This window comes from Paraburkholderia sp. BCC1886 (genome assembly GCF_900996245.1).
Lineage (GTDB): Bacteria > Pseudomonadota > Gammaproteobacteria > Burkholderiales > Burkholderiaceae > Paraburkholderia.
On sequence record NZ_CAAJGK010000063.1, the window covers coordinates 430,796 to 452,054 of the forward strand.

Sequence of the window (21,259 nt, forward strand, 5' to 3'; positions counted from 1 at the left end):
ATCCGCCGGGTTCGCGCGGACTTATCGTGCAGTCCATGCGTGCGGTCCATGCGCGCCGTCCATGCGCACGGCCTGGTCGCGAGGCCCTCAAGCCGCTTCGCGTGGCGCCGGCGGCTGGATATCCGCGGCGCGGCAAAACGCCAGCACGTCGTCGACATAGTCCGGAAACTCGCTGATCGCGTGGTCGCTCCCTTCGATCAGCGTAGTGCGCGCGCCGGGATAGTGCGCGAGCATTTCGCGATAGTCGAGCACTTCGTCGCCGGTCGCGGCCAGCAGATAGTAGCGCTCGGGCCGCGTAATTGCGTCCACGCGCAGCGCGCGCAATTCGTCCAGATGATGCGGCTCCACGGTAATGCTGCCGCCGCCGTGCCACAGCGGCTGCTCGCCGAGATACGCGCTGAGATCGCGCTGCGGCACGACCGCCGGATTCAGCAACACGGCCGGCCAGCCGTGCTTCTCGGCAAGATGCGTGGCGAAATAGCCGCCGAGCGAACTGCCGATCAGCGTGACGTGCGCCGGTTGCGCGTTGGCCACCAGCGATTCGGCGAGCGCAACGGTGTCGAGCGGCGAGACCGGCAGCATCGGACAACACCACTCGTCGCCGCGACCGAGCTCGAGGAGACGCGCCGCCAGCACGCGCGCCTTGAACGAATTGGGTGAAGAGCGAAAACCGTGCAGATACAGAATCACGATGAGCCTCGCGCAGAGAGGGCGTCCAGCAGTTTCTGATGCACGCCGCCGAAGCCGCCGTTGCTCATCACCAGAATCTGGTCGCCGGGGCGCGCTGCATGAACCACTGCCTTGACCAGCGCGTCGAGATTATCGAACGCCTGCGCCTTGCCGCCGAGCGGCGCGAGCGCTTCGCCGAGTTGCCAGCCGAGCGCATCGCGCCCGCTTGCCGCGCCGTAACCGAAGACCAGATCGGCGTCGGCAAGACTGGCCGGCAATTGCGCTTTCATCACGCCGAGCTTCATAGTGTTCGAGCGCGGTTCCAGCACGGCCAGAATGCGGGTGTTGTGGCGGCCGACGCGCGCGCGCAGTCCGGCCAGCGTGGTGTCGATCGCGGTGGGATGGTGCGCGAAGTCGTCGTAGACGGTCACGCCGTCGACGCTGCCGCGCACTTCCATGCGGCGCTTCACGTTGCGAAAGCTCGCCAGCGATGCCGCAGCCTGCGCCGGCGGCACGCCGACGTGACGCGCGGCGGCGATCGCGGCCAGCGCATTCAACCGGTTGTGCTCGCCCTGGACCTGCCACTCGACCACGCCGACACGCGCGCTGTTGTGATACACGGCGAAGCGTTCGTCGACCGGCACGCCGTCTTCGGCCGGCAGGGTTTCCCAGCCGCCCTGCACACCGAAACGCTCGACTTCGCTCCAGCAGCCGCGCGTGAGCGTGCGCTCGAGCGCATCTTCACGACCGTTCGTGACGATGCGGCCGATGCCGGGAACCGTACGGACCAGGTGATGGAACTGGGTTTCGATCGCGGCGAGATCGGGGAAGATGTCGGCGTGATCGAATTCGAGATTGTTCAGGATGGCGGTTTTCGGCCGGTAATGGACGAACTTCGAGCGCTTGTCGAAGAACGCGGTGTCGTACTCGTCGGCCTCGATGACGAAAAAGCTCGAGTCGGTGAGCCGCGCCGACACGCCGAAGTTGAGCGGCACGCCGCCGATCAGAAAGCCTGGATTCAGGCCGGCGTCTTCCAGAAGCCACGTCAGCATCGAGCTGGTGGTGGTCTTGCCGTGCGTGCCGGCGACGGCCAGCACCCATTTGCCGTTCAGAACATGCTCGCCGAGCCATTGCGGACCGGACACGTACGGCAGACCGCGGTCGAGAATCGCTTCCATTAGCGGGTTGCCGCGCGACACCACGTTACCGATGACAAACAGGTCGGCGTTCAGCCCGTCGAGTTGCGCCGCGTCGTAACCCTCGATCAGACCGATGCCCTGCGCCTCGAGCTGGGTGCTCATCGGCGGATACACTCCGGCGTCGCAGCCCGTCACGGTATGACCCGCGCCGCGCGCGAGCACCGCGAGACCGCCCATGAATGTGCCGCAGATGCCGAGGATGTGGATATGCATAAGCCTGTCGTGCCGCGCGGGCGTGTTTTGCGAGGGTTGGGAGTGCAGCGGGACGGCTGAAACGACCGTCCGCAAAGGACGCTATTGTAACCGACGCCTCATGCACGCCCCAGCCCGGGTCGTCCGTTCGGCCAACCCTGCGGGAGCGTGCGGTAGCCGGAAAAGCGGGTCATCAATCTCTAGTATGATTCGCGGATGGTCCGCAAATCACACTTCGATCCGCAGCGCGTGCGCGAGGAAATCGCCATCGCGGCTGCCCGGCTGATTGCCGAAGACGGTCTCGACTACGCCACGGCCAAACGCAAAGCGGCCCGTCAGGTGGTCGGCGAAAGTCGCGTTGCCGGCGAGTGGCTGCCGGATAACGATCAGATAGAAGAAGAAATCCGCGAGTACCAATCCTTATTCCAGGGCGACAGCCAGCCGGCACTGCTGCGCCGATTGCGGCGCGTGGCGATCGACTGGATGGAGCGACTTGCCGAATTCAATCCGTATCTGACTGGCGCGGTGCTGGGCGGCACGGCCGGCGAGCATTCGGATATCCATCTGCAAGCGTTCTGCGACAACCCAAAGGAAGTCGCCATCTACTTCCTGAACGCCAATATTCAGTACGACGTCTCCGAGACACGGCATTTCGCGGGACGCGGTTACGTGGAAACGCTGAGCTTCCTGTGGCGCCCCACGAACGAAGGACGCGACGGCACACCGGTCGGCATCCACGTCGCACTGTACGAGACGGACGACCTGCGCGGCGCGGTCCGCGCCGACACACGCGGTCGCACGGCGCGCGCGAATCTGCAAGCGGTGCGCTTGCTGCTCGACCAGAGCGACCCCGTGCCCGCCGATACATCTTCCCCTAACTAGACAGACCAACATGAATACGAGACGGATTCTGGCGGGCGCGCTTGTCGCCGTCGTCGCAGCGGCCGGCGGGGTTTTCGCCAGCCGCTGGATGAGCCACGACACCGAGGTCGCCAGTGCCGCGCCCACGGCCTCCGGCCAGAGTCAAAACCCAGTCCAGCAACTCTGGGCCGCGCCGGTGACCGACGTCGACGGCAAGCCGCAATCGCTAAGTTTGCTCAAAGGCCATCCAATCGTCGTCAACTTCTGGGCGTCGTGGTGCGGCCCCTGTGTCGAGGAAATGCCCGCGCTGTCGCAACTGCAGCGCGACTACGCGAAGAAAGGGATCCAGTTCGTAGGACTTGGCGTCGATTCGGATAAAAATGTGCAGGCGTTCCTGCAAAAAGTGAAAGTGGCCTACCCGATCTACGTGACCGGATTCGGCGGCGCCGACCTCGCGCGGGCGTTCGGCAATACTGCGGGCGCCTTACCGTTTACCGTCGTGATCGACGCAAAAGGCAACATTCGCTCGACAAAATTAGGCCAAATCGATCCCGCCGCGCTCAAACAGACGCTCGACTCGCTCTAGACTTAACATTCTTTTGACACTCCGATAGCGGCAAAACGAGCGAAATTGCGCGCTAATCAAGCGGAATTGGGAGAAGATGAGCGCCCGGCTCCGCTATAGCATCGCTTCGGCGCTGAACCGTTCGTCTGGAAAACTAGACAAGTTTCTCTAATCAGCGCTAAAGTGCGCCCAATTCCACGGAAAAAGAAGCGACCATGACGCGACTGCTGGTACTGCACGGACCCAACCTCAACCTTCTCGGCACCCGGGAACCCGAGGTTTACGGTCGCGTGACGTTGCCGCAGATCGATCAAGCCTTGGCGGACCGCGCAGCGGACGCCGGCATCGAACTCGCGTCGTTCCAGAGCAACCACGAAGGCGCGCTGGTCGATCGCATCCAATCCGCCCGGACCGAACAAACCGATTTCATTCTGATCAATCCCGCCGCGTACACGCACACCAGCGTGGCCATTCGGGACGCACTGGCGGGGGTCGGCATCCCGTTCGTCGAGATTCATCTGTCGAACGTGCATCGTCGCGAACCGTTCCGGCATCACTCGTATTTCTCCGACCAGGCAGAGGGCGTCATCTGCGGCCTCGGCTGGAAGGGATATCTGTACGCACTCGAATTCGCACTCGACCGGCTCGCCGCCGGCGCGACGCGCGGCTGATTTCCAGACACGTCTAATACGCGCCGGCTGCCATTGCGCCGGCAATACTCGCATTGAAAGGGGCTCCTGATGGATCTACGTAAACTGAAAACTCTGATCGACCTCGTCTCGGAGTCCGGCATTTCCGAACTCGAAGTGACCGAGGGCGAAGGCAAGGTGCGCATCGTCAAGAACGCGCCGCCGGTTTACGTGCAACCGTCCGCTTCGTACGCACCGCAATACGCACAACCGGCACCGCCGCCGGGCGGCGAAGCGCCGGCCGCGGCTGCTGCGCCGGCTACGCCCGCCGCTGCGGCACCGCAAGGCCACGTGGTGACCTCGCCGATGGTCGGCACGTTCTACCGCGCGCCGTCGCCGGGCGCCGACCCGTTCGTCCAGGTCGGCGATACGGTCAAGGAAGGCCAGACCATCTGCATCATCGAAGCCATGAAGCTGCTCAACGAAATCGAGTCGGACAAGTCCGGCGTGGTGAAGGAAATCCTCGTCGAAAACGGCCAGGCGGTCGAGTACGGTCAACCGCTGTTCGTGGTCGGCTGACGCGGCACGCATTGTTCGCCGCCCGCGCGCCCGCAGCTTAAAAGGCGCGCGACCGATCCTCTGGGGCGGCCGGTGTTGTTTCAACCCGGCGCCTATTGATGAGTCGAAAACCCGCTATGTTTGAAAAAATTCTCATTGCCAATCGTGGCGAGATCGCGCTTCGTATCCAGCGCGCCTGCCGCGAACTCGGCGTCAAGACGGTCGTCGTCTATTCGGAAGCCGACAAGGAAGCCAAGTACGTGAAGCTCGCCGACGAGGCGGTCTGTATCGGCCCGGCACCTTCGAATCTGAGCTACCTGAACATGCCGGCGCTGATCAGCGCAGCCGAAGTCACCGACGCCGAAGCGATTCACCCCGGCTACGGCTTCCTGTCGGAGAACGCCGACTTCGCCGAGCGTGTCGAGCAGTCCGGTTTCACCTTCATCGGCCCGCGCCCGGAAACGATCCGGATGATGGGCGACAAGGTGACCGCCAAGCAAACCATGATCAAGACCGGCGTGCCGTGCGTGCCGGGTTCCGAAGGCGCATTGCCGGACGATCCCAAAGAGATCGTGAAAATTGCCCGCCAGGTCGGCTATCCGGTGATCATCAAGGCCGCCGGCGGCGGCGGCGGTCGCGGCATGCGCGTGGTGCACACGGAAGCGGCGCTGGTCAACGCGGTCAACATGACGCGTGAAGAAGCCGGCCGTGCGTTCGGCAATCCGCAGGTCTACATGGAAAAATTCCTGGAGAACCCGCGGCACATCGAAATCCAGATTCTGGCCGACTCGTTCAAGAACGCGATCTGGCTGGGCGAGCGCGACTGCTCGATGCAACGTCGTCACCAGAAGGTGATCGAAGAAGCGCCGGCGCCGGGTATCGCGCGCCGCCTGATCGACCGCATCGGCGATCGTTGCGCGGACGCCTGCAAGAAGATGGGCTATCTGGGCGCGGGCACGTTCGAGTTTCTGTATGAGAACGGCGAGTTCTACTTCATCGAGATGAACACGCGCGTGCAGGTCGAGCACCCCGTGACCGAACTCATCACGGGCGTCGACATCGTGCAGGAACAGATTCGCATTGCGGCCGGCGAGAAGCTCGCCTTCCGTCAACGCGACATTGTGTTCAAGGGACATGCAATCGAATGCCGGATCAACGCGGAAGATCCGTTCAAGTTCACGCCGTCGCCGGGACGTCTCACGTCGTGGCACATGCCGGGCGGCCCCGGTATCCGCGTCGACTCGCATGCGTACAACGGCTATTTCGTGCCGCCGAACTACGACTCGATGATCGGCAAGCTGATCGCTTACGGCGCCACGCGCGAGCAGGCTATCAAGCGGATGCGGATCGCGTTGTCGGAAATGGTGGTGGAAGGTATCTCGACCAACATCCCGTTGCACCGTGAGCTGATGCTGGACGCGAAGTTCGTCGAAGGCGGCACCAGCATTCACTACCTCGAAAAACGTCTCGCGGCGAAGCAGCAAGCTGCGCCGGAAGAAGCCTGACGCCATGAGCTACCGGGAATTGATCGCCGAGCTGGCACGCGAGCACGCGGAGGAGTTTTCCGACGCGTTACTCGAGTTGGGTGCGCTGTCCGTCTCGGTGGAAGATGCGGACGCCGACACGCCCGACGAGCAGCCGCTGTTCGGCGAGCCCGGACTGACGCCGGACCGGACGGCGTGGCAGCGCTCGCGGGTGATCGCGCTGCTCTCGCCGGACCAGGAGCCGGCCGTGCTGCTGGCTGCTGCGGCCAATGAAATCGGGCTGAAAGACGCACCGTCGTTCACCGTGCGTGAAGTCGAAGATCAGGATTGGGTGCGACTGACACAGTCGCAATTCGATCCGATTCCGATCGGCGAGCGCATCTGGGTCGTTCCCTCGTGGCACGATGCGCCGGACCCCGACGCACTGGTGCTGGAACTCGATCCGGGTCTGGCCTTCGGCACCGGCAGTCACCCCACCACGCGCCTGTGCATGGAGTGGCTGGAGCAGTCGGTCGCGGCGAACCAGTCCGTGCTCGACTACGGTTGCGGCTCCGGCATTCTGGCGATTCTCGCGAAGAAGTGCGGCGCGAATCCCGTGTATGGCATCGACATCGATCCGCAGGCAGTCGAGTCGGCGCGTCACAATAGCGAGCGCAATCGCGCGGACGTCACCTACGGTTTGCCGGACGCGTGCCCGACTGGCGAGTTCGATATCGTGGTCGCCAACATCCTGTCGAATCCGCTGAAACTGATGGCGTCGATGCTGAGTTCGAAGGTCAAACCGGGCGGTCGCATCGCGCTGTCGGGCATCCTCGCGCGGCAGGCGGATGAAGTCGCGGCGGTCTACGCGCAGTGGATCGACATCGGCGTATGGCGCGAACACGAAGGTTGGGTATGTCTGGCAGGAACGCGCCGCGAAAGCCATTAGAATAAGGCGCATCGTCCAACCAACGGCCTTCGGGCTCAACGGATCCCTATGCTCCTGGCGACGCGTTGTCCCTTCTGCGAGACTGTCTTTCGCCTGCAACCGGCGCAGCTCTCGCTGCGCCGCGGCCTCGTGCGCTGCGGGCATTGCCACGAAGTCTTCGACGCTTCCAGCAGTCTGTTCGATATTCCCGAAGGCGGCGACTTCGCGTCCGCGCGACCGGTCGATGCCGCCGCGGCAATGGGTGCGCTCCCGGGCGTGAGTCCGCCCGCGCCCGACTTCAGTTCGCAAACCTGGGACCCACGTGCGCCGGTCGCCGACGCTTCGATCGACGAAGAGTTGCTGCATCGCACCGGCAGTGTGCCGGTTACGTCACCTGTAGCGGCCGCACACGTTGCACCGGATCATGAGCCGTATCTGCCGGATGCGCCGCTCGATCCGTTTGCCTACGACATCGATCCGCCTGCGGAGCACGCTCACGCGCCGTTGCCGCAACCGGCGCCGCCGGTTGCGGAACCCGAAGAAGCACCACAGGTCTGGCGTAAAACGGAGCGTGCCTCCGCTTTTACTGACGATGAACCCGTTCTGCGGGAATCCGCGAGCCTTCACGGTGTTCCCGATAACGAGCCTTACTTTGGGACGGCCGGCGTAGGCGCGGCCGGCGTAGGCGCCACTACCGCCCCCAACCCGGCGTCGCCCCCAACTTCCTTCGGCGCAGCCGCCGCCACCAGCGGCGAACCCTTCACCGTGCGCCCCGTCGACGACGGCGTCGACCCGTTCCCCGTGGTCCGCGAAACGCGCCCGGCCGAGCGTGGCCGCCTCGGGTGGATCATCGGTGGGTCGATCGTCGCGTTACTGCTGGTCGTCGCGCTGCTCGCGCAACTCGCCTGGTGGCAACGCGAAACCGTGCTGGTCTATTTCCCGCACGCACAACCGCTCTATGTAAAAGCCTGCGCGCAGCTAGGCTGCCAGATCACACCGCCGCACGACATCGACGGCTTGCAGGTCGAACCGTCCGACTTGCGGCAGATCGACGGCCCGCACAAGCTCGAGTTGAAGATGCCGCTGCGCAACCGCTTCAACCTCGCGCTCGCCTACCCCGCTATCGAACTCACGCTGCTCGACGCGCAGAACAATGTCGCGATTCGCCGTGTGCTCTGGCCGCAGGACTACGTTGCCCCCGGCACCACGATCGCGAACGGGCTGGCCGCGCACACGACCGAAACGATGATCGTTCATCTCGATACGGGCAACGCGGTCGCCTCCAATTTCCGCGTACAGATTTTCTATCCGTAACGCAATCCCGAGCGCCCGGCTTCGACCGGGCGCGTTCACCGTCATTACTGACGACTTTTTCGGAGCACAACGACATGAGTCAAGTCACGCTGGGTGGTAACCCGATCGAAGTAGCCGGCACGTTCCCGTCGGTCGGCCAGAAAGCCGCTGCGTTCTCGCTGGTCGGCAAGGATCTGAAGCCGCTGTCGCTGGCCGATTTCGCCGGCAAGCGCAAGGTGCTGAACATCGTGCCGAGCCTCGATACGCCGACGTGCGCAACGTCCACCCGCAAGTTCAACGAAGCCGCGGCCAAGCTGACCAACACGTCGGTGATCGTCGTGTCGGGCGACCTGCCGTTCGCGGCGACGCGTTTCTGCACGACCGAAGGTATCGAGAACGTCGTCACGGCTTCCACGTTCCGCGGCCATGAGTTCGCGCAGGCGTATGGCGTCGACGTGAAGAGCGGCCCGCTGGCGGGTCTGACGGCACGCGCGGTCGTGGTGATCGACGAGAACGACAACGTCGTGCACGCCGAGCTGGTCGACGAAATCAAGAACGAGCCGAACTACGACGCAGCACTCGCGGCGCTGAAGTAACGCCTTCGCACAGGACGCCGGCGCCGCGCCGGGTGCGCGGCGCTGTCGCATCGTCGCGACCTCTTCTCATCCGATTTTTACAGGAACGCTCGCCTTGGCTACGCTGATTTGCGGCTCGCTCGCCTACGACAACATCATGACCTTCGAAGGTCGCTTCCGGGAGCACATTCTGCCGGAGCAGGTTCACATCCTGAACGTGAGCTTCCTCGTGCCGACCATGCGTCGCGAGTTCGGCGGCTGCGCGGGCAACATCGCCTACTCGCTGCATCTGCTGGGTGGCGACGCGCGCATCATGGGCACGCTCGGCGCGGTCGACGCGCAGTTGTACATGGACCGCTTCGCGCAACTCGGCCTGTCGACCGAGAGCGTGCTGGTGGTGCCGGACACGTACACGGCGCAGGCAATGATCACGACCGACCTGGAAAACAACCAGATCACCGCGTTCCATCCGGGCGCGATGATGCAGTCGCATCTGAATCGCGCCGATCAGGCCGCGGGCATCACGCTCGGTATCGTCGCGCCGGATGGCTTCGACGGCATGATCCAGCACTCCGAACATCTCGCCGCGGCCGGCGTACCGTTTATCTTCGATCCGGGTCAGGGCTTGCCGCTGTTCGACGGCGAGTCGCTGCGGCGCATGATTGAACTTGCCACCTACGTGGCGGTCAACGACTACGAAGCCAAACTGGTGAGCGACAAGACGGGCTGGTCGGTCGAAGAGATCGCGGGCAAGGTGCAGGCGCTGATCGTCACGCTCGGCGAACACGGCGCGCAGATTCATCACGACGGCGAAGTGGAAGACATTCCGCCGGTCAAGGCACAGCAAGTGCTGGATCCTACGGGTTGCGGCGACGCGTTTCGCGGCGGCTTGCTGTACGGCATCGAGAACAAGCTCGGCTGGGCGACCACGGGTCGCCTGGCGAGCCTGATGGGCGCGCTGAAGATCGAGCATCAGGGCCCGCAGAACTATGCGCCCACCCGCGCGCAGATCGAAGAACGGTTCAAGCAGGCGTTCGGCTACGACCTGTCGTAACACCGCAGACATGGGAGTCAGGCAATGGAAACAACGAGTCGCGCAATACGTCGCTCGATGAAGCGCGCGGTGGTGGCCACGTTGATCGGCGGATCGCTCGCGTTGTCGGGCTGTGCGTATAACAGCAGCTCCGCCGACGTTTATACGGCGTCGCAGGCGCAGCGTGAAGAGACGGTCCGCCTGGGGACGGTCGACAGCGTTCGCGCGGTGAAGATCAGTTCCAACAACGGCCAGCCGAGCGGCCTGGGCGCGATCGGCGGCGGCGCGCTCGGTGCAGTAGCAGGTAGCGCGCTAGGCGGCGGCACGGGGTCGATCGTGACGGGCATCATCGGCGGTCTCGCGGGTGCGGTGGCCGGCAATGCGGTCGAAAACGGCGCGGCGATACGCGACGGTGTCGAGATCACCGTGCGACTCGATAACGGCGATCTGCGCGCTATCACGCAAAGCGCCACCGGCGAAATCTTCCGCGCCGGCGAACGCGTACGCCTGCTGTCGAGCGGCGGCGTCACGCGCGTCACGCACTAAACTTTTCCTCTCGCGCAGTCGCGCCTCGTGCGCCGCTGCGACGACCTCACACGCATGCGCTCCCCTGTGCATGCGTTTTTTTTCGCCTGCTCGATCTGGCATGACGAACTGCGGCCATGACGACGTTCGGCCATGACGAACATCGCGGGCAAAAAAAATCCCGTCACCAGCAAGCTGGCAACGGGACCCTGACCGAGTAACGCTCGATCACTGCACTCAAGCGCTACTCGATCATCGACACCGTGACGCGAGTGTCGAAATACTTCTACCGCTAACGGACGGCTCTTACGGACGGCTGCCCGTCGGGAACGGCCATGCTGCTGCCGGGTTCAACGCGGTCTTCACCGTCGCTGCCGGTGCGCTCGAGACGGACGTCGCTGCGGGTGCGGGAGCCGCTTTCTTGGCGACAGCCTTCTTCGCAGGGGCAGCCTTCTTGGCAGGAGCGGCGGCCTTCTTCGCGGGAGCCTTCTTGGCAGGTGCAGCCTTTTTAGCGGCAGCCTTTTTCGCGGGCGCAGCCTTTTTGGCGGGCGCAGCCTTCTTGGCAGCAGCCTTCTTCGCGGGGGCAGCCTTTTTAGCAGCAGCCTTTTTCGCGGGCGCAGCCTTCTTCGCCGCAGCCTTCTTAGCCGGTGCGGCCTTCTTCGCTGCAACCTTCTTCACTGCAACTTTCTTCGCTGCAGCTTTCTTGGCCGGTGCTGCCTTCTTCGCCACGACCTTCTTCGCCGCAACCTTCTTCACGGCGACTTTCTTGGCTGCAACCTTCTTGGCCGGTGCAGCTTTCTTCGCTGCAACCTTCTTTGCCGGTGCTGCCTTCTTCGCTGCAACCTTCTTCACTGCGACTTTCTTTGCAGCGACTTTCTTGGCCGGTGCGGCCTTCTTAGCCGGAGCAGCCTTCTTTGCTGCGACCTTCTTGGCTGCGGGTTTCTTTGCGGCGGCTTTTTTAGCAGTTGCCATCATTTTCTCCTTCAGGTTTTCAGATGAGAGTCAGTTCAAACTACCCTTCGTCAAAACCCGCTTCCCGCGGACGCTTCTCAGGGCGCGCGCTACGAAGCGGGCTATTCATCGGCGTACGCAGGTGCTGCGCGCTTACGCTAATGAATGCGGTAAGGCGCGCCGTGCCCTTGGGCACCGCGCGCCAGATATGGTCGACGCTGGATTCCAGCGCCGGCAATTGCTTGATCGGGCCGCCGGCGACGACGCCAGCGGCTTTTTCCGGGGGGAAGTTTGCCCAACCCACTGAAGGGTTCGCAAAGTGCCTGTCATGGTTGTGGATCGCGAAGGCACGCGACGCACCGGGCACGCTTTGCATCAGGCGGTTCTGCTCCTGGCCAAATTGCCGCGGACGAACCGCGGCATCCCCAAAATGAATGCTTCTACCTCGTCGACACGCAGCCGGATCACTCCCAGGTCAGCGCGCCGCCAGTCTGATATTCGATCACTCGCGTTTCGAAGAAGTTGCGTTCCTTCTTCAGGTCGATCATCTCGCTCATCCACGGGAACGGGTTTTCCTCGTTCGGGTACAGCGGATCGAGACCGATCTGCTGGCAACGACGGTTACAGATGAAGCGCAGATAGCTCTTGAACATCGACGCGTTGAGGCCGAGCACGCCGCGCGGCATCGTGTCTTCTGCGTAACGATATTCGAGCTCGACCGCCTGCTGGAAGATCTCGCGGATTTCCGCGCGGAATTCAGCCGTCCAGAGTTGCGGGTTTTCGAGTTTGATCTGGTTGATCAGGTCGATGCCGAAATTGCAGTGCATCGACTCGTCGCGCAGGATGTATTGGTACTGCTCCGCCGCGCCGGTCATCTTGTTCTGACGACCCAGCGCCAGAATTTGCGTAAAGCCGACGTAGAAGAACAGGCCTTCCATCACACAGGCGAACACGATCAGCGAGCGCAGCAGCGTTTGGTCTGCTTCGAGCGTGCCGGTCTTGAAGGCCGGGTCGGTCAGGCAATGGATGAAGGGCAGCAGGAATTCGTCTTTCGCGCGGATCGAGGAAACCTCGTGATACGCGTTGAAGATTTCGCCTTCGTCGAGACCCAGCGATTCGACGATGTACTGATAGGCGTGCGTGTGGATCGCCTCTTCGAACGCCTGGCGCAGCAGGAACTGACGGCATTCGGGCGCCGTGATGTGGCGGTAGGTGCCCAGTACGATGTTGTTGGCGGCGAGCGAGTCGGCGGTGACGAAGAAGCCCAGGTTGCGCTTGACGATGCGGCGCTCGTCTTCGGTCAGACCGTTCGGGTCTTTCCAGAGGGCGATGTCGCGCGACATGTTCACTTCTTGCGGCATCCAGTGGTTGGCACAACCCGCCAGATACTTTTCCCACGCCCACTTGTATTTGAACGGCACCAACTGATTGACGTCGGTCTGGCCGTTGATGATGCGCTTGTCGGCAACGTTCACGCGCGCTTCGGACACTGCAGCCATTCCATTAGCGGGTGTGGAAGCGAGCGGAGCGACAGCGATGTCGTTCGCGAACACTTCTTGAGCCGAGGGAGCATGAGGAGCGGAACGCGTTCCGACTTGCGAACCGACAGCCGATCCCGCAGCGTTGCGCAACCCATTCGGTTGCGTAGCGCTCGAGGGAGTTACGGCAGTGATCTCGTCATCCCAGTTGAGCATAAATGTCACCATCAATTTAGAACGGTTTGTACCATCTTTTCATCAGCGATAAAAGAGTTCGCTGATGAAAAATCCTGTTTTCGATTCGCGTTGCTACGTTCATACAACACTTTGTTCAACACACTCTCTGTGTCGCCTCGCGTGAAGCTCGTTGAACGTGTGGTGTCGAGGTGCTTCGCGAACTCGAAGAGCAACGTGTCGAAGCGACAATTCGCTGCTCTATCTATCTGTATTGCGGAGCGTGCTTTGCAGTATCTCGTGACGTGCATGTGATGCAGTGCGCTGCTGTGTTCTGCATCACGTCTGTCTATCACCTCGGCTCGCGTTGCCTGTTCGTCAGTGCCCGCGAGGTGAAGTTCAATGCAATGTCGAAACGATGTGAGTGGACGTCGTGTGAATGGTCCCATCGCTCGTCGCTTTCGCGAGGCGCTCGATGTGCGGCGCCTCGTCTTCGACTTCCGACATGCAGACTGCGGATTGCTTTCTCTACTGCATCGCTGCTCGCTGGGTTCGGGTGATCACCTACCGTCGTTCAGCAAGCAGCGATCCTGCAACTGCTCGTGCTGCTACTTCACCTGCTATTACTGGCAAGCCTCGCACTCGTCGAAGCCGACATCGCCCGGACGCATCATGCACACCGGACCGTCTGCTTCCGGCGCTGCGTCGACTGCAACCGACGCTGCTGCTGCGCTCGCAATCCCGCTTGCAGCCGCACTGAATCCGCCGCCCGACGCCGCACCGCCGCCCACGCCGAAGCCACCGGCCGCGCCACCTGCAGCACCGCCCGAACCTTCGCCGCCACCCGAGCTCACTGCGTTCAGCGCGCCGTGCGCGACCGTCGATTTCTCGACGTGCGTGGCCGCCATCGTTCGCAGATAGTAGGTTGTCTTCAGACCGCGCACCCATGCAAGCTTGTAAATCTCGTCGAGCTTTTTACCCGATGCGCCGCCCATGTAGATGTTCAGCGACTGCGCCTGGTCGATCCACTTCTGACGACGCGAGGCCGCTTCGACGAGCCAGACCGGATCGAGTTCGAACGCGGTCGCGTAGATCGCGCGCAGGTCGGCCGGAATGCGGTCGATGCGCGAGAGCGTGCCGTCGAAATACTTCAGGTCGGCGACCATCACTTCGTCCCACAGACCGCGCGCCTTCAGGTCGCGCACCAGGTAGTCGTTGACCACCGTGAACTCGCCCGACAGGTTCGACTTCACATACAGGTTCTGGAACGTCGGTTCGATACAGGCCGACACGCCGATGATGTTCGAGATGGTCGCCGTCGGCGCAATCGCCACGCAGTTCGAGTTGCGCATGCCGTAGGTGGCGATGCGCGAACGCAGTTCGGTCCAGTCCATCGATTCGCTCGAATCGACTTCGACGTAACCGCCGCGTGCTTCGGCCAGCAGCTTCACCGAGTCTTGCGGCAGGATGCCGCGGTCCCACAGCGAGCCGCGGTAGCTCGAGTAACGGCCACGCTCCTGCGCCAGTTCCGTCGACGCGTAGTAAGCGTAGTAGCAGACCGCTTCCATCGACGTGTCGGCGAACTTGACCGCTTCTTCCGACGCGTACGGCGTACGCAGCAGATGCAGGCAGTCCTGGAAGCCCATGATGCCCATCCCGACCGGACGATGCTTCAGGTTCGAGTTACGCGCCTTGGCGACCGCGTAGTAGTTGATGTCGATCACGTTGTCGAGCATGCGCATCGCGACGCTGATGGTGCGCTTCAACTTCTCGTGGTCGAGTGCCAGCGTGCCGTCGGCCTGTTCTTTCAGATGCGCGACGAGGTTGACCGAGCCCAGGTTGCAGACGGCGATTTCGGCGTCGCTGGTGTTCAGCGTGATTTCCGTGCACAGGTTCGACGAGTGCACGACACCGACGTGCTGCTGCGGCGAACGGATGTTGCACGGATCCTTGAACGTGATCCACGGGTGACCGGTTTCGAACAGCATGCCCAGCATCTTGCGCCACAGTTGCGCGGCCGGCACCTTCTTGAACAGCTTCAACTCGCCGCGCGCGGCCTTGTCTTCGTAAGCCGTGTAAGCCTTTTCGAAATCGGCGCCGAACTTGTCGTGCAGATCCGGGCAGGTGGACGGCGAGAACAGCGTCCAGTCGCCGCCTTCGTGCACGCGCTTCATGAACAGGTCGGGAATCCAGTTCGCCGTGTTCATGTCGTGCGTACGACGACGGTCGTCGCCGGTGTTCTTACGCAACTCGAGGAATTCTTCGATGTCCAGGTGCCACGTTTCCAGGTACGCGCACACCGCGCCTTTGCGCTTGCCGCCCTGGTTCACGGCGACGGCCGTGTCGTTGACCACTTTCAGGAACGGAACGACGCCTTGCGACTTGCCGTTGGTGCCCTTGATGTGCGAGCCGAGCGCACGCACGCGCGTCCAGTCGTTGCCGAGGCCGCCGGCGAACTTCGACAGCAGTGCGTTTTCCTTCAGCGCTTCGTAGATACCGTCGAGGTCGTCGTCGACCGTCGTCAGGTAGCACGACGACAGTTGCGAGCGGCGCGTGGCCGAGTTGAACAAAGTCGGGGTCGACGACATGAAGTCGAAGCTCGACAGCACGTTGTAAAACTCAATAGCGCGCGCTTCACGGTCGATCTCGTTCAACGACAGACCCATCGCGACACGCATAAAGAATGCCTGCGGCATTTCGAGGCGCACGCCGTCGTGATGCAGGAAGTAGCGGTCGTACAAAGTTTGCAGACCGAGGTAGCCGAATTGCAGGTCGCGATTGTTGTCGAGCGCTGCGCCCAGACGCTTGAGGTCGAACTGCAGCAGCTTGTCGTCGAGCAGTTCGGCTTGCACGCCGCGCTTGATGAATTGCGGGAAGTATTCGGCGTAACGCTCACCCATTTCGGCTTGCGTGACTTCGTCTTCGAGAATCTCGCGGCGGATAGTGTGCAGCAGGATGCGCGCGGTGACCTGGCTATACGCCGGATCTTTTTCGATCATCGTGCGGGCGGCGAGAATAGCCGAGTCGTAGACCTGGCTCATCGGCACGCCGTCGTACAGGTTCTTCACGGTCTCGGCGACGATCGGCTCGGCGCTCACGGCGTCGCCCAGGTTCGCACAGGCCGCTTCGATGATGCCGCGCAGCGCAGCCATGTCGAGCGGATGCGTCACGCCCTTGTCGGTCACGTTCAGACCCGGCGTGGTGGCGGCGGCCTGCTCGTCGTGACCGCGCGCCTGCGTGCGCTTCTCGCGATACAGCACGTACGCACGTGCGACGTTGTGTTCGCCGCCGCGCATCAGCGCGAGTTCGACCTGATCCTGAATATCTTCGATATGGAACGTGCCGCCGTTCGGACGGCTACGCAGCAGTGCGCGCACGACGCTTTGCGTCAGTTGCTCGACCAGTTCGCGCACACGCGCCGAGCCTGCGCCCTGACCACCGTTCACAGCGAGAAACGCCTTCGTCACGGCGATGGCGATTTTCGACGGTTCGAACGACACCACGCTGCCATTACGGCGGATCACCTTGTAGTCGGCGTAGGTCGCCTGCGGCGCGAGCGATTGCGCGCCTTGTGCCTGGCCGAAAGCCTGGCCAATCGGTGAACCCTCGTAGCGGGTCGTCACGTTGTCGGTGGTTTGCATGTGCAAAGCTCCTGGTCCTGGATATGTTGCGGATTAAAACGAACGCTGCGTTGCGTGCGCGAGCGATGAGGGGCAGGAAAAAAACCGGTCGAGCCTGGCGGCGTGATGCGACTGCGAAGAGGCCTGCCCGATTGTTCGATTCATGATCTGGTTCGAATGGCGCAGGGTCTTCGTCTTGTGTGTCGCGATCACTTGCCGGGTCCTTTTCCTGGGTGCTGCTGGATGCCGCCGGTGGTCTCTACCGGCAGCGCCGCAGGGGATTTTTTCATGGCCAGGAATGCTTGCGGCGCCATGCTCGAAGAGCGGGGCGCCGCTGGGAAAACACCTCTGGCAACACAAGATATAGTGCGAAACCGAATTTCTGGCACCAAGTATAGTGGACTTTCGAGACAGGTCAAATCGATTTATTTGCTTTCGATGGCTTGACAAGTGGATAGCGCGACGAGACAGCGGCTCCCCGGAGAACGAGGCTGCGCCTCGTTCTCTCCACCGCGCGTGACCTCGCGAAAGGGGGGCTACGGCGCGTCGTGGGAAAACTTGAGATAGGGGAAATACTTATCCGGCAAAGCGGTGTCGCTTTGCAGACGTCGCCATTCGAAATGCGGGCCCGGATCGGTCTTGCGACCGGGCGCGATGTCCGAGTGACCGGCGAGCGCCGCGACCGGATAGCGGGCGTTGAGCGCGCTCACCAGCGCGGCGAGCGTGCGGTATTGCGCCGCATCGAACGCGGTCGTATCGCTGCCTTCGAGTTCGATGCCGATCGAGAAATCGTTGCACCGCTCACGCCCGAAAAAATTCGACGGTCCCGCGTGCCACGCTCGCTCGTTGCACGACACGAACTGCTCGAGCGCGCCATCGCGATGCACGACGAAGTGCGCAGACACCCGCACGCCGCGCAGATGCGTGTCGTAGTACGGGTGCGTATCGCAGTCGAGCGTGTTGAGGAACAGTTCCGCGATGGCCGTGCCGCCGAACTCATCGGGCGGCAGGCTGATGTTGTGAACGACGATCAACGTCGGCTCGGCGCCGGCGGGGCGTGCTTCACGATTAGGAGAGACGAGCTTGCGGGCGGCGGCGACCCAACCGTCGGCATCGACGGTGAAGTCGACGCTCATCGGGCGTCGCGTCCCGTCGGCCGCGCGCCATGACGTTGCGCATGCGCGGCGCAGCAGAACGGCTCGCCGGCGACGAGTACGGAGTCGCTCTTCGGCGCGTGCACGCCGCATTCGACACAACGGATCATCGGCTCGGGAAGTTGCGGACGGGCTTGCGGCTGTGCCTGTTGCGCACCCGGCCCGCGAGAACCGGCACGGCCTTTGGCGCCGGCCGCATTGTTCGCGTCATGACGACGCAGCGCCTTCACCAACCACTGGCCGACGAAGAACAACAGGATCAACAGGAATATTTGTCGCATGGGCACACTCAGACTACTGCACGGTGCAACAGCACCTCGAATACGAAACGGCTGCCGACGTACGCGAGCAACAGCGCGACGAACGAGGCCAGCACCCAGCGCAATGCCGCACGGCCGCGCCAGCCGGAAACTTTACGCGCGGTCAGCAGCGCGCCGAACATGAGCCACGACAGAATCGCGAACACGGTCTTGTGATCGAGCCGCAAGGCGCGGTCCACCAGTTGCTCGCTGAACAGGATGCCCGATAACAGCGTCAGCGTGAGCAGCACGAAGCCCGCGCCGATCAGACGGAACAGCAACTTCTCGAGCGTGAGCAGCGGCGGCAAGGTGTCGAGCCAGCCCGACAGCCAGCCGTCGCCCGCGGCCGCCGTGCGCGGCGAGATACCGCCGCGCATGGCATGCAGGCGCCGCTCGACGAGCAGCATGAGAATGGCGTGGAGCGCCGCGATCGCGAACAAACCATACGCGATGTTGGCGATGAGAAAGTGAAGCTTGAACAGGGGCGCGGCGGAATACGGCAACACGCGCACGCCGCCGAACAGCAACGGCATCAACGAAGCGAGGCAGGCGAGCGGCAGAACCAGCAAACGCAAGCCGTCGAGCGGGAAGAAAAAACTTTCGATCCAGTAGATGCCGGCGCCGAGCCAGAACATGGCCGACAGGGCGAACGCAAAACCGAACACCATCGCGTTCTGCGGAAAGATGGTGGTATGCAGCAGCACCCCATGCGCGAGCAGCGCGACGAACAGCAGCACGCGGCCCGACGCGCTCATGCCCGAGGCCGCCGAGACGCTTGCGTGAGCAGGCATCGGCGGCACGCTTTCGAGCATGGGACGCACGGCGGTGTGCCGGTGCGAGCGCCAGCCGGCTACGGCAAGGCCGCCGTAGAGGAGCGCAGTGAGGGCATACAGTACAATATCCATCTTCGAAGTTTACACTAGGCTCCAACTCCGCGACGTGTTCCTCTTCACGCGCTTTTCGGGCCGCACTGTTCATCGCTCCCCATGCTCGACAATCTGACTCAACGGATGGCGCGCGTCGTCAAGACGCTGCGCGGCGAAGCCCGGCTCACCGAGGCCAACACCCAGGAAATGCTGCGCGAAGTGCGCCTTGCGCTTCTCGAAGCCGACGTGGCTTTGCCCGTCGTGCGCGAATTCATCGCCAAGGTGAAAGAGAAAGCGCTCGGCGAGGAAGTCATCAGCAGTCTGTCGCCGGGTCAGGCGCTGGTCGGCGTGGTGCAGCGCGAGTTGACCGCGATCATCGGCGGCGACTACGAGGGCAAGGCAGTCGAACTGAACCTCGCCGTCACGCCGCCTGCCGTCATCCTGATGGCCGGCTTGCAAGGCGCCGGCAAGACGACCACGGTCGGCAAGCTCGCCAAGCTGCTGCGCGAGAAGTACAAGAAGAAAGTGCTCACCGTTTCGTGCGACGTTTACCGCCCTGCCGCTATCGCGCAGTTGAAGACGGTGACCGAGCAGGTCGGCGCAGACTTCTTCCCGTCGGAACCCGATCAGAAACCCGTCGATATCGCGCGCGCCGCCGTCGACTGGGCCAAGCGTCACTTCCACGACGTGCTGCTGGTCGACACGGCCGGCCGTCTCGGTATCGACGAAGCGATGATGCAGGAAATCGCCGCGCTTCATAGTTTGCTCAAGCCGGCGGAAACGCTGTTCGTCGTCGACGCGATGCTCGGTCAGGATGCGGTGAACACCGCCAAGGCGTTTAGCGACGCGCTGCCCCTCACCGGTGTGGTGCTCACCAAGCTCGACGGCGACTCACGCGGCGGTGCGGCACTGTCGGTGCGCCATGTCACCGGCAAACCGATCAAGTTTGTCGGTGTCGCCGAAAAACTCGACGGCCTCGAAGTGTTTCACCCGGACCGGATGGCGAACCGGATTCTCGGCATGGGCGACATTCTCGCCCTCGTCGAAGAAGCGCAGAAAGGCGTCGACGTCCAGGCCGCGCAGAAGCTCGCCGACAAGGTCAAGAAAGGCGGCGACTTCGACCTCAACGATTTCCGCGCGCAACTCACGCAAATGAAAGGCATGGGCGGGCTGTCCTCGCTGATGGACAAACTGCCCGCGCAGTTCCAGCAGGCCGCCGCCGGCGCCGACATGGGCCAGGCCGAAAAGCAGATGCGCCGCATGGAAGGCATCATCAATTCCATGACACCGCTCGAACGCGCCAAGCCCGACCTGATCAAGGCGACCCGCAAGCGGCGCATCGCCGCGGGTGCCGGCGTGCAGGTGCAAGAAGTCAACCGCATGCTGAACCAGTACGACCAGATGCGCACGATGATGAAAAAGCTCAAGGGCGGCAATCTGCAAAAGATGATGCGCGGCATGAAGGGCATGTTGCCCGGCATGCGCTAGTTGAATAACGCACGCGCGGCTGACGTCGGGCTCGCGCGGGTTTATGCTGTAGCGCACGTCGTCGCCCCGCAGGCGCAGTTTCTTCAGGGTGCCCCACCTCACACTATGTATACAGTCAACGCTCGCCAGACGTCATGAACCGCGAAGAAGCTCTCCACATTTTCAGCCACTCCGAAGAAATCGTTTCGGCCGAGGACGTCAACGCGTCGATCAGCGGCATGGCGACCGCCATTCGCGACGAGATGAGCGAGGACTTTCCGCTCGTGTTGTCGGTCATGGGCGGCGCGGCCGTGTTCACCGGCATGCTGCTGCCGCACCTCGATTTCCCGCTCGAGTTCGACTACATCCATCTCACGCGTTATCGCAACACCACCAAAGGCGGCAACGAGATGCAATGGCGCGTGGCGCCGGCCGAGTCGGTGAAGGATCGCGTCGTGCTGGTCCTCGACGACATTCTCGATGAAGGCGAAACGATGGCCGCGATCCGCGACCGTATTCTCGCAATGGGCGCGAAGCGCTTTTTGAGCGCCGTGCTGTGCGAGAAGATCATTCCGAAAGCGAAGCCGCTGCGCCCGGACTACTGCGGTTTCGAAGTGCCGGACCGTTATGTGTTTGGGTGTGGGATGGATGCCAAAGGCTACTGGCGGAATCTGCCGACCATTCGGGCGCTGACCGAAGGCGCTTGAGGTTTACGATTGCCTGTTAGAAAAAAAGCGGCTTGCGGGCCGCTTTTTTTATT

21 protein-coding genes are annotated in these 21,259 nt (G+C 62.8%); 12 read left to right on the forward strand and 9 right to left on the reverse strand.

The features are described from left to right. Window positions 1-87: 87 nt before the first annotated feature. Together FQ746_RS24200 and mpl are read right to left on the reverse strand one after the other, a co-directional pair. Window positions 88-690 carry a YqiA/YcfP family alpha/beta fold hydrolase gene (locus FQ746_RS24200; protein ID WP_144112143.1) on the reverse strand — a complete coding sequence of 201 codons (603 nt, stop codon included), beginning with the start codon at window positions 688-690 and terminating at the stop codon, window positions 88-90. Further along, the gene (gene mpl / locus FQ746_RS24205; RefSeq protein ID WP_144112144.1) at window positions 687-2,081 is read right to left on the reverse strand and encodes a UDP-N-acetylmuramate:L-alanyl-gamma-D-glutamyl-meso-diaminopimelate ligase; all 1,395 of its coding nucleotides are present in this window, start codon (window positions 2,079-2,081) and stop codon (window positions 687-689) included. Before mpl ends, FQ746_RS24200 begins: the two co-directional genes overlap by 4 nt. A 195-nt stretch (window positions 2,082-2,276) precedes the next feature. Here mpl and FQ746_RS24210 point away from each other — a divergent pair, with 195 nt between their 5' ends. The 10 genes from FQ746_RS24210 (at window position 2,277) to FQ746_RS24255 (ending at window position 10,511) form a co-directional block, all read left to right on the forward strand. Further along, on the forward strand, window positions 2,277-2,942 hold the full coding sequence (locus FQ746_RS24210) for a UDP-N-acetylmuramate--alanine ligase (RefSeq protein ID WP_144112145.1): 666 nt from the start codon (window positions 2,277-2,279) through the stop codon (window positions 2,940-2,942). A gap of 10 nt (window positions 2,943-2,952) precedes the next feature. Then, a complete protein-coding gene (locus FQ746_RS24215; protein WP_144112146.1) occupies window positions 2,953-3,507 on the forward strand; it encodes a TlpA family protein disulfide reductase in 555 nt (184 codons plus the stop codon). Window positions 3,508-3,701: 194 nt separating this feature from the next. Next, the gene (gene aroQ, locus FQ746_RS24220) at window positions 3,702-4,157 is read left to right on the forward strand and encodes a type II 3-dehydroquinate dehydratase (protein ID WP_144112147.1); all 456 of its coding nucleotides are present in this window, start codon (window positions 3,702-3,704) and stop codon (window positions 4,155-4,157) included. Between the two features lie 69 nt (window positions 4,158-4,226). Further along, window positions 4,227-4,694, forward strand: a complete 468-nt coding sequence (gene accB / locus FQ746_RS24225) for an acetyl-CoA carboxylase biotin carboxyl carrier protein (RefSeq protein WP_144112148.1) — start codon at window positions 4,227-4,229, stop codon at window positions 4,692-4,694. A 116-nt stretch (window positions 4,695-4,810) separates the two neighbouring features. Next, the gene (gene accC, locus FQ746_RS24230; protein WP_144112149.1) at window positions 4,811-6,178 is read left to right on the forward strand and encodes an acetyl-CoA carboxylase biotin carboxylase subunit; all 1,368 of its coding nucleotides are present in this window, start codon (window positions 4,811-4,813) and stop codon (window positions 6,176-6,178) included. A 4-nt stretch (window positions 6,179-6,182) separates the two neighbouring features. Next, window positions 6,183-7,085: a 50S ribosomal protein L11 methyltransferase gene (gene prmA, locus FQ746_RS24235; RefSeq protein WP_144112150.1), complete on the forward strand. Its 903-nt coding sequence runs from the start codon at window positions 6,183-6,185 to the stop codon at window positions 7,083-7,085. A 48-nt stretch (window positions 7,086-7,133) separates the two neighbouring features. Beyond that, on the forward strand, window positions 7,134-8,378 hold the full coding sequence (locus FQ746_RS24240; RefSeq protein WP_144112151.1) for a zinc-ribbon and DUF3426 domain-containing protein: 1,245 nt from the start codon (window positions 7,134-7,136) through the stop codon (window positions 8,376-8,378). Between the two features lie 74 nt (window positions 8,379-8,452). After that, window positions 8,453-8,953, forward strand: a complete 501-nt coding sequence (gene tpx, locus FQ746_RS24245) for a thiol peroxidase (RefSeq protein ID WP_144112152.1) — start codon at window positions 8,453-8,455, stop codon at window positions 8,951-8,953. Between the two features lie 94 nt (window positions 8,954-9,047). Continuing rightward, window positions 9,048-9,986: a carbohydrate kinase family protein gene (locus FQ746_RS24250; RefSeq protein WP_144112153.1), complete on the forward strand. Its 939-nt coding sequence runs from the start codon at window positions 9,048-9,050 to the stop codon at window positions 9,984-9,986. A 24-nt stretch (window positions 9,987-10,010) separates the two neighbouring features. Continuing rightward, window positions 10,011-10,511, forward strand: coding sequence for a glycine zipper 2TM domain-containing protein (locus FQ746_RS24255; RefSeq protein ID WP_186310826.1), 501 nt, complete (start codon window positions 10,011-10,013; stop codon window positions 10,509-10,511). 285 nt (window positions 10,512-10,796) lie between these two features. Here FQ746_RS24255 and FQ746_RS24260 read toward each other — a convergent pair whose 3' ends face one another. The 7 genes from FQ746_RS24260 to FQ746_RS24290 all read right to left on the reverse strand — a co-directional run bounded on the left by FQ746_RS24260 (window position 10,797) and on the right by FQ746_RS24290 (window position 19,071). Continuing rightward, window positions 10,797-11,462 carry a histone H1-like DNA-binding protein gene (locus FQ746_RS24260; protein ID WP_144112154.1) on the reverse strand — a complete coding sequence of 222 codons (666 nt, stop codon included), beginning with the start codon at window positions 11,460-11,462 and terminating at the stop codon, window positions 10,797-10,799. A 40-nt stretch (window positions 11,463-11,502) separates the two neighbouring features. Next, entirely contained in the window at window positions 11,503-11,817 is a 315-nt protein-coding gene (locus FQ746_RS24265; protein WP_144112155.1) for a hypothetical protein, read from the reverse strand. 88 nt (window positions 11,818-11,905) lie between these two features. Then, complete coding sequence (locus tag FQ746_RS24270; protein ID WP_144112157.1) at window positions 11,906-13,135, reverse strand: ribonucleotide-diphosphate reductase subunit beta; 1,230 nt, start codon at window positions 13,133-13,135, stop codon at window positions 11,906-11,908. Window positions 13,136-13,716: 581 nt separating this feature from the next. Then, window positions 13,717-16,734 (reverse strand): ribonucleoside-diphosphate reductase subunit alpha, encoded by a 3,018-nt coding sequence (locus FQ746_RS24275; protein WP_144112159.1) that lies wholly within the window; start codon window positions 16,732-16,734, stop codon window positions 13,717-13,719. Between the two features lie 515 nt (window positions 16,735-17,249). Continuing rightward, window positions 17,250-17,849, reverse strand: a complete 600-nt coding sequence (gene ampD / locus FQ746_RS24280) for a 1,6-anhydro-N-acetylmuramyl-L-alanine amidase AmpD (protein WP_144112161.1) — start codon at window positions 17,847-17,849, stop codon at window positions 17,250-17,252. After that, entirely contained in the window at window positions 17,846-18,148 is a 303-nt protein-coding gene (locus FQ746_RS24285; protein ID WP_144112163.1) for a PP0621 family protein, read from the reverse strand. The genes ampD and FQ746_RS24285 overlap by 4 nt, the downstream gene beginning before the upstream one ends. Window positions 18,149-18,156: 8 nt before the next feature. Further along, a complete protein-coding gene (locus tag FQ746_RS24290) occupies window positions 18,157-19,071 on the reverse strand; it encodes an inner membrane protein YpjD (RefSeq protein WP_144112165.1) in 915 nt (304 codons plus the stop codon). Window positions 19,072-19,152: 81 nt separating this feature from the next. On the opposite strand from FQ746_RS24290, the gene ffh reads away from it, so the two are divergent. Both ffh and FQ746_RS24300 read left to right on the forward strand, forming a co-directional pair. Next, on the forward strand, window positions 19,153-20,520 hold the full coding sequence (gene ffh / locus FQ746_RS24295) for a signal recognition particle protein (protein WP_144112167.1): 1,368 nt from the start codon (window positions 19,153-19,155) through the stop codon (window positions 20,518-20,520). A 134-nt stretch (window positions 20,521-20,654) separates the two neighbouring features. Then, on the forward strand, window positions 20,655-21,206 hold the full coding sequence (locus FQ746_RS24300) for a hypoxanthine-guanine phosphoribosyltransferase (RefSeq protein WP_144112169.1): 552 nt from the start codon (window positions 20,655-20,657) through the stop codon (window positions 21,204-21,206). Window positions 21,207-21,259: the final 53 nt, after the last annotated feature.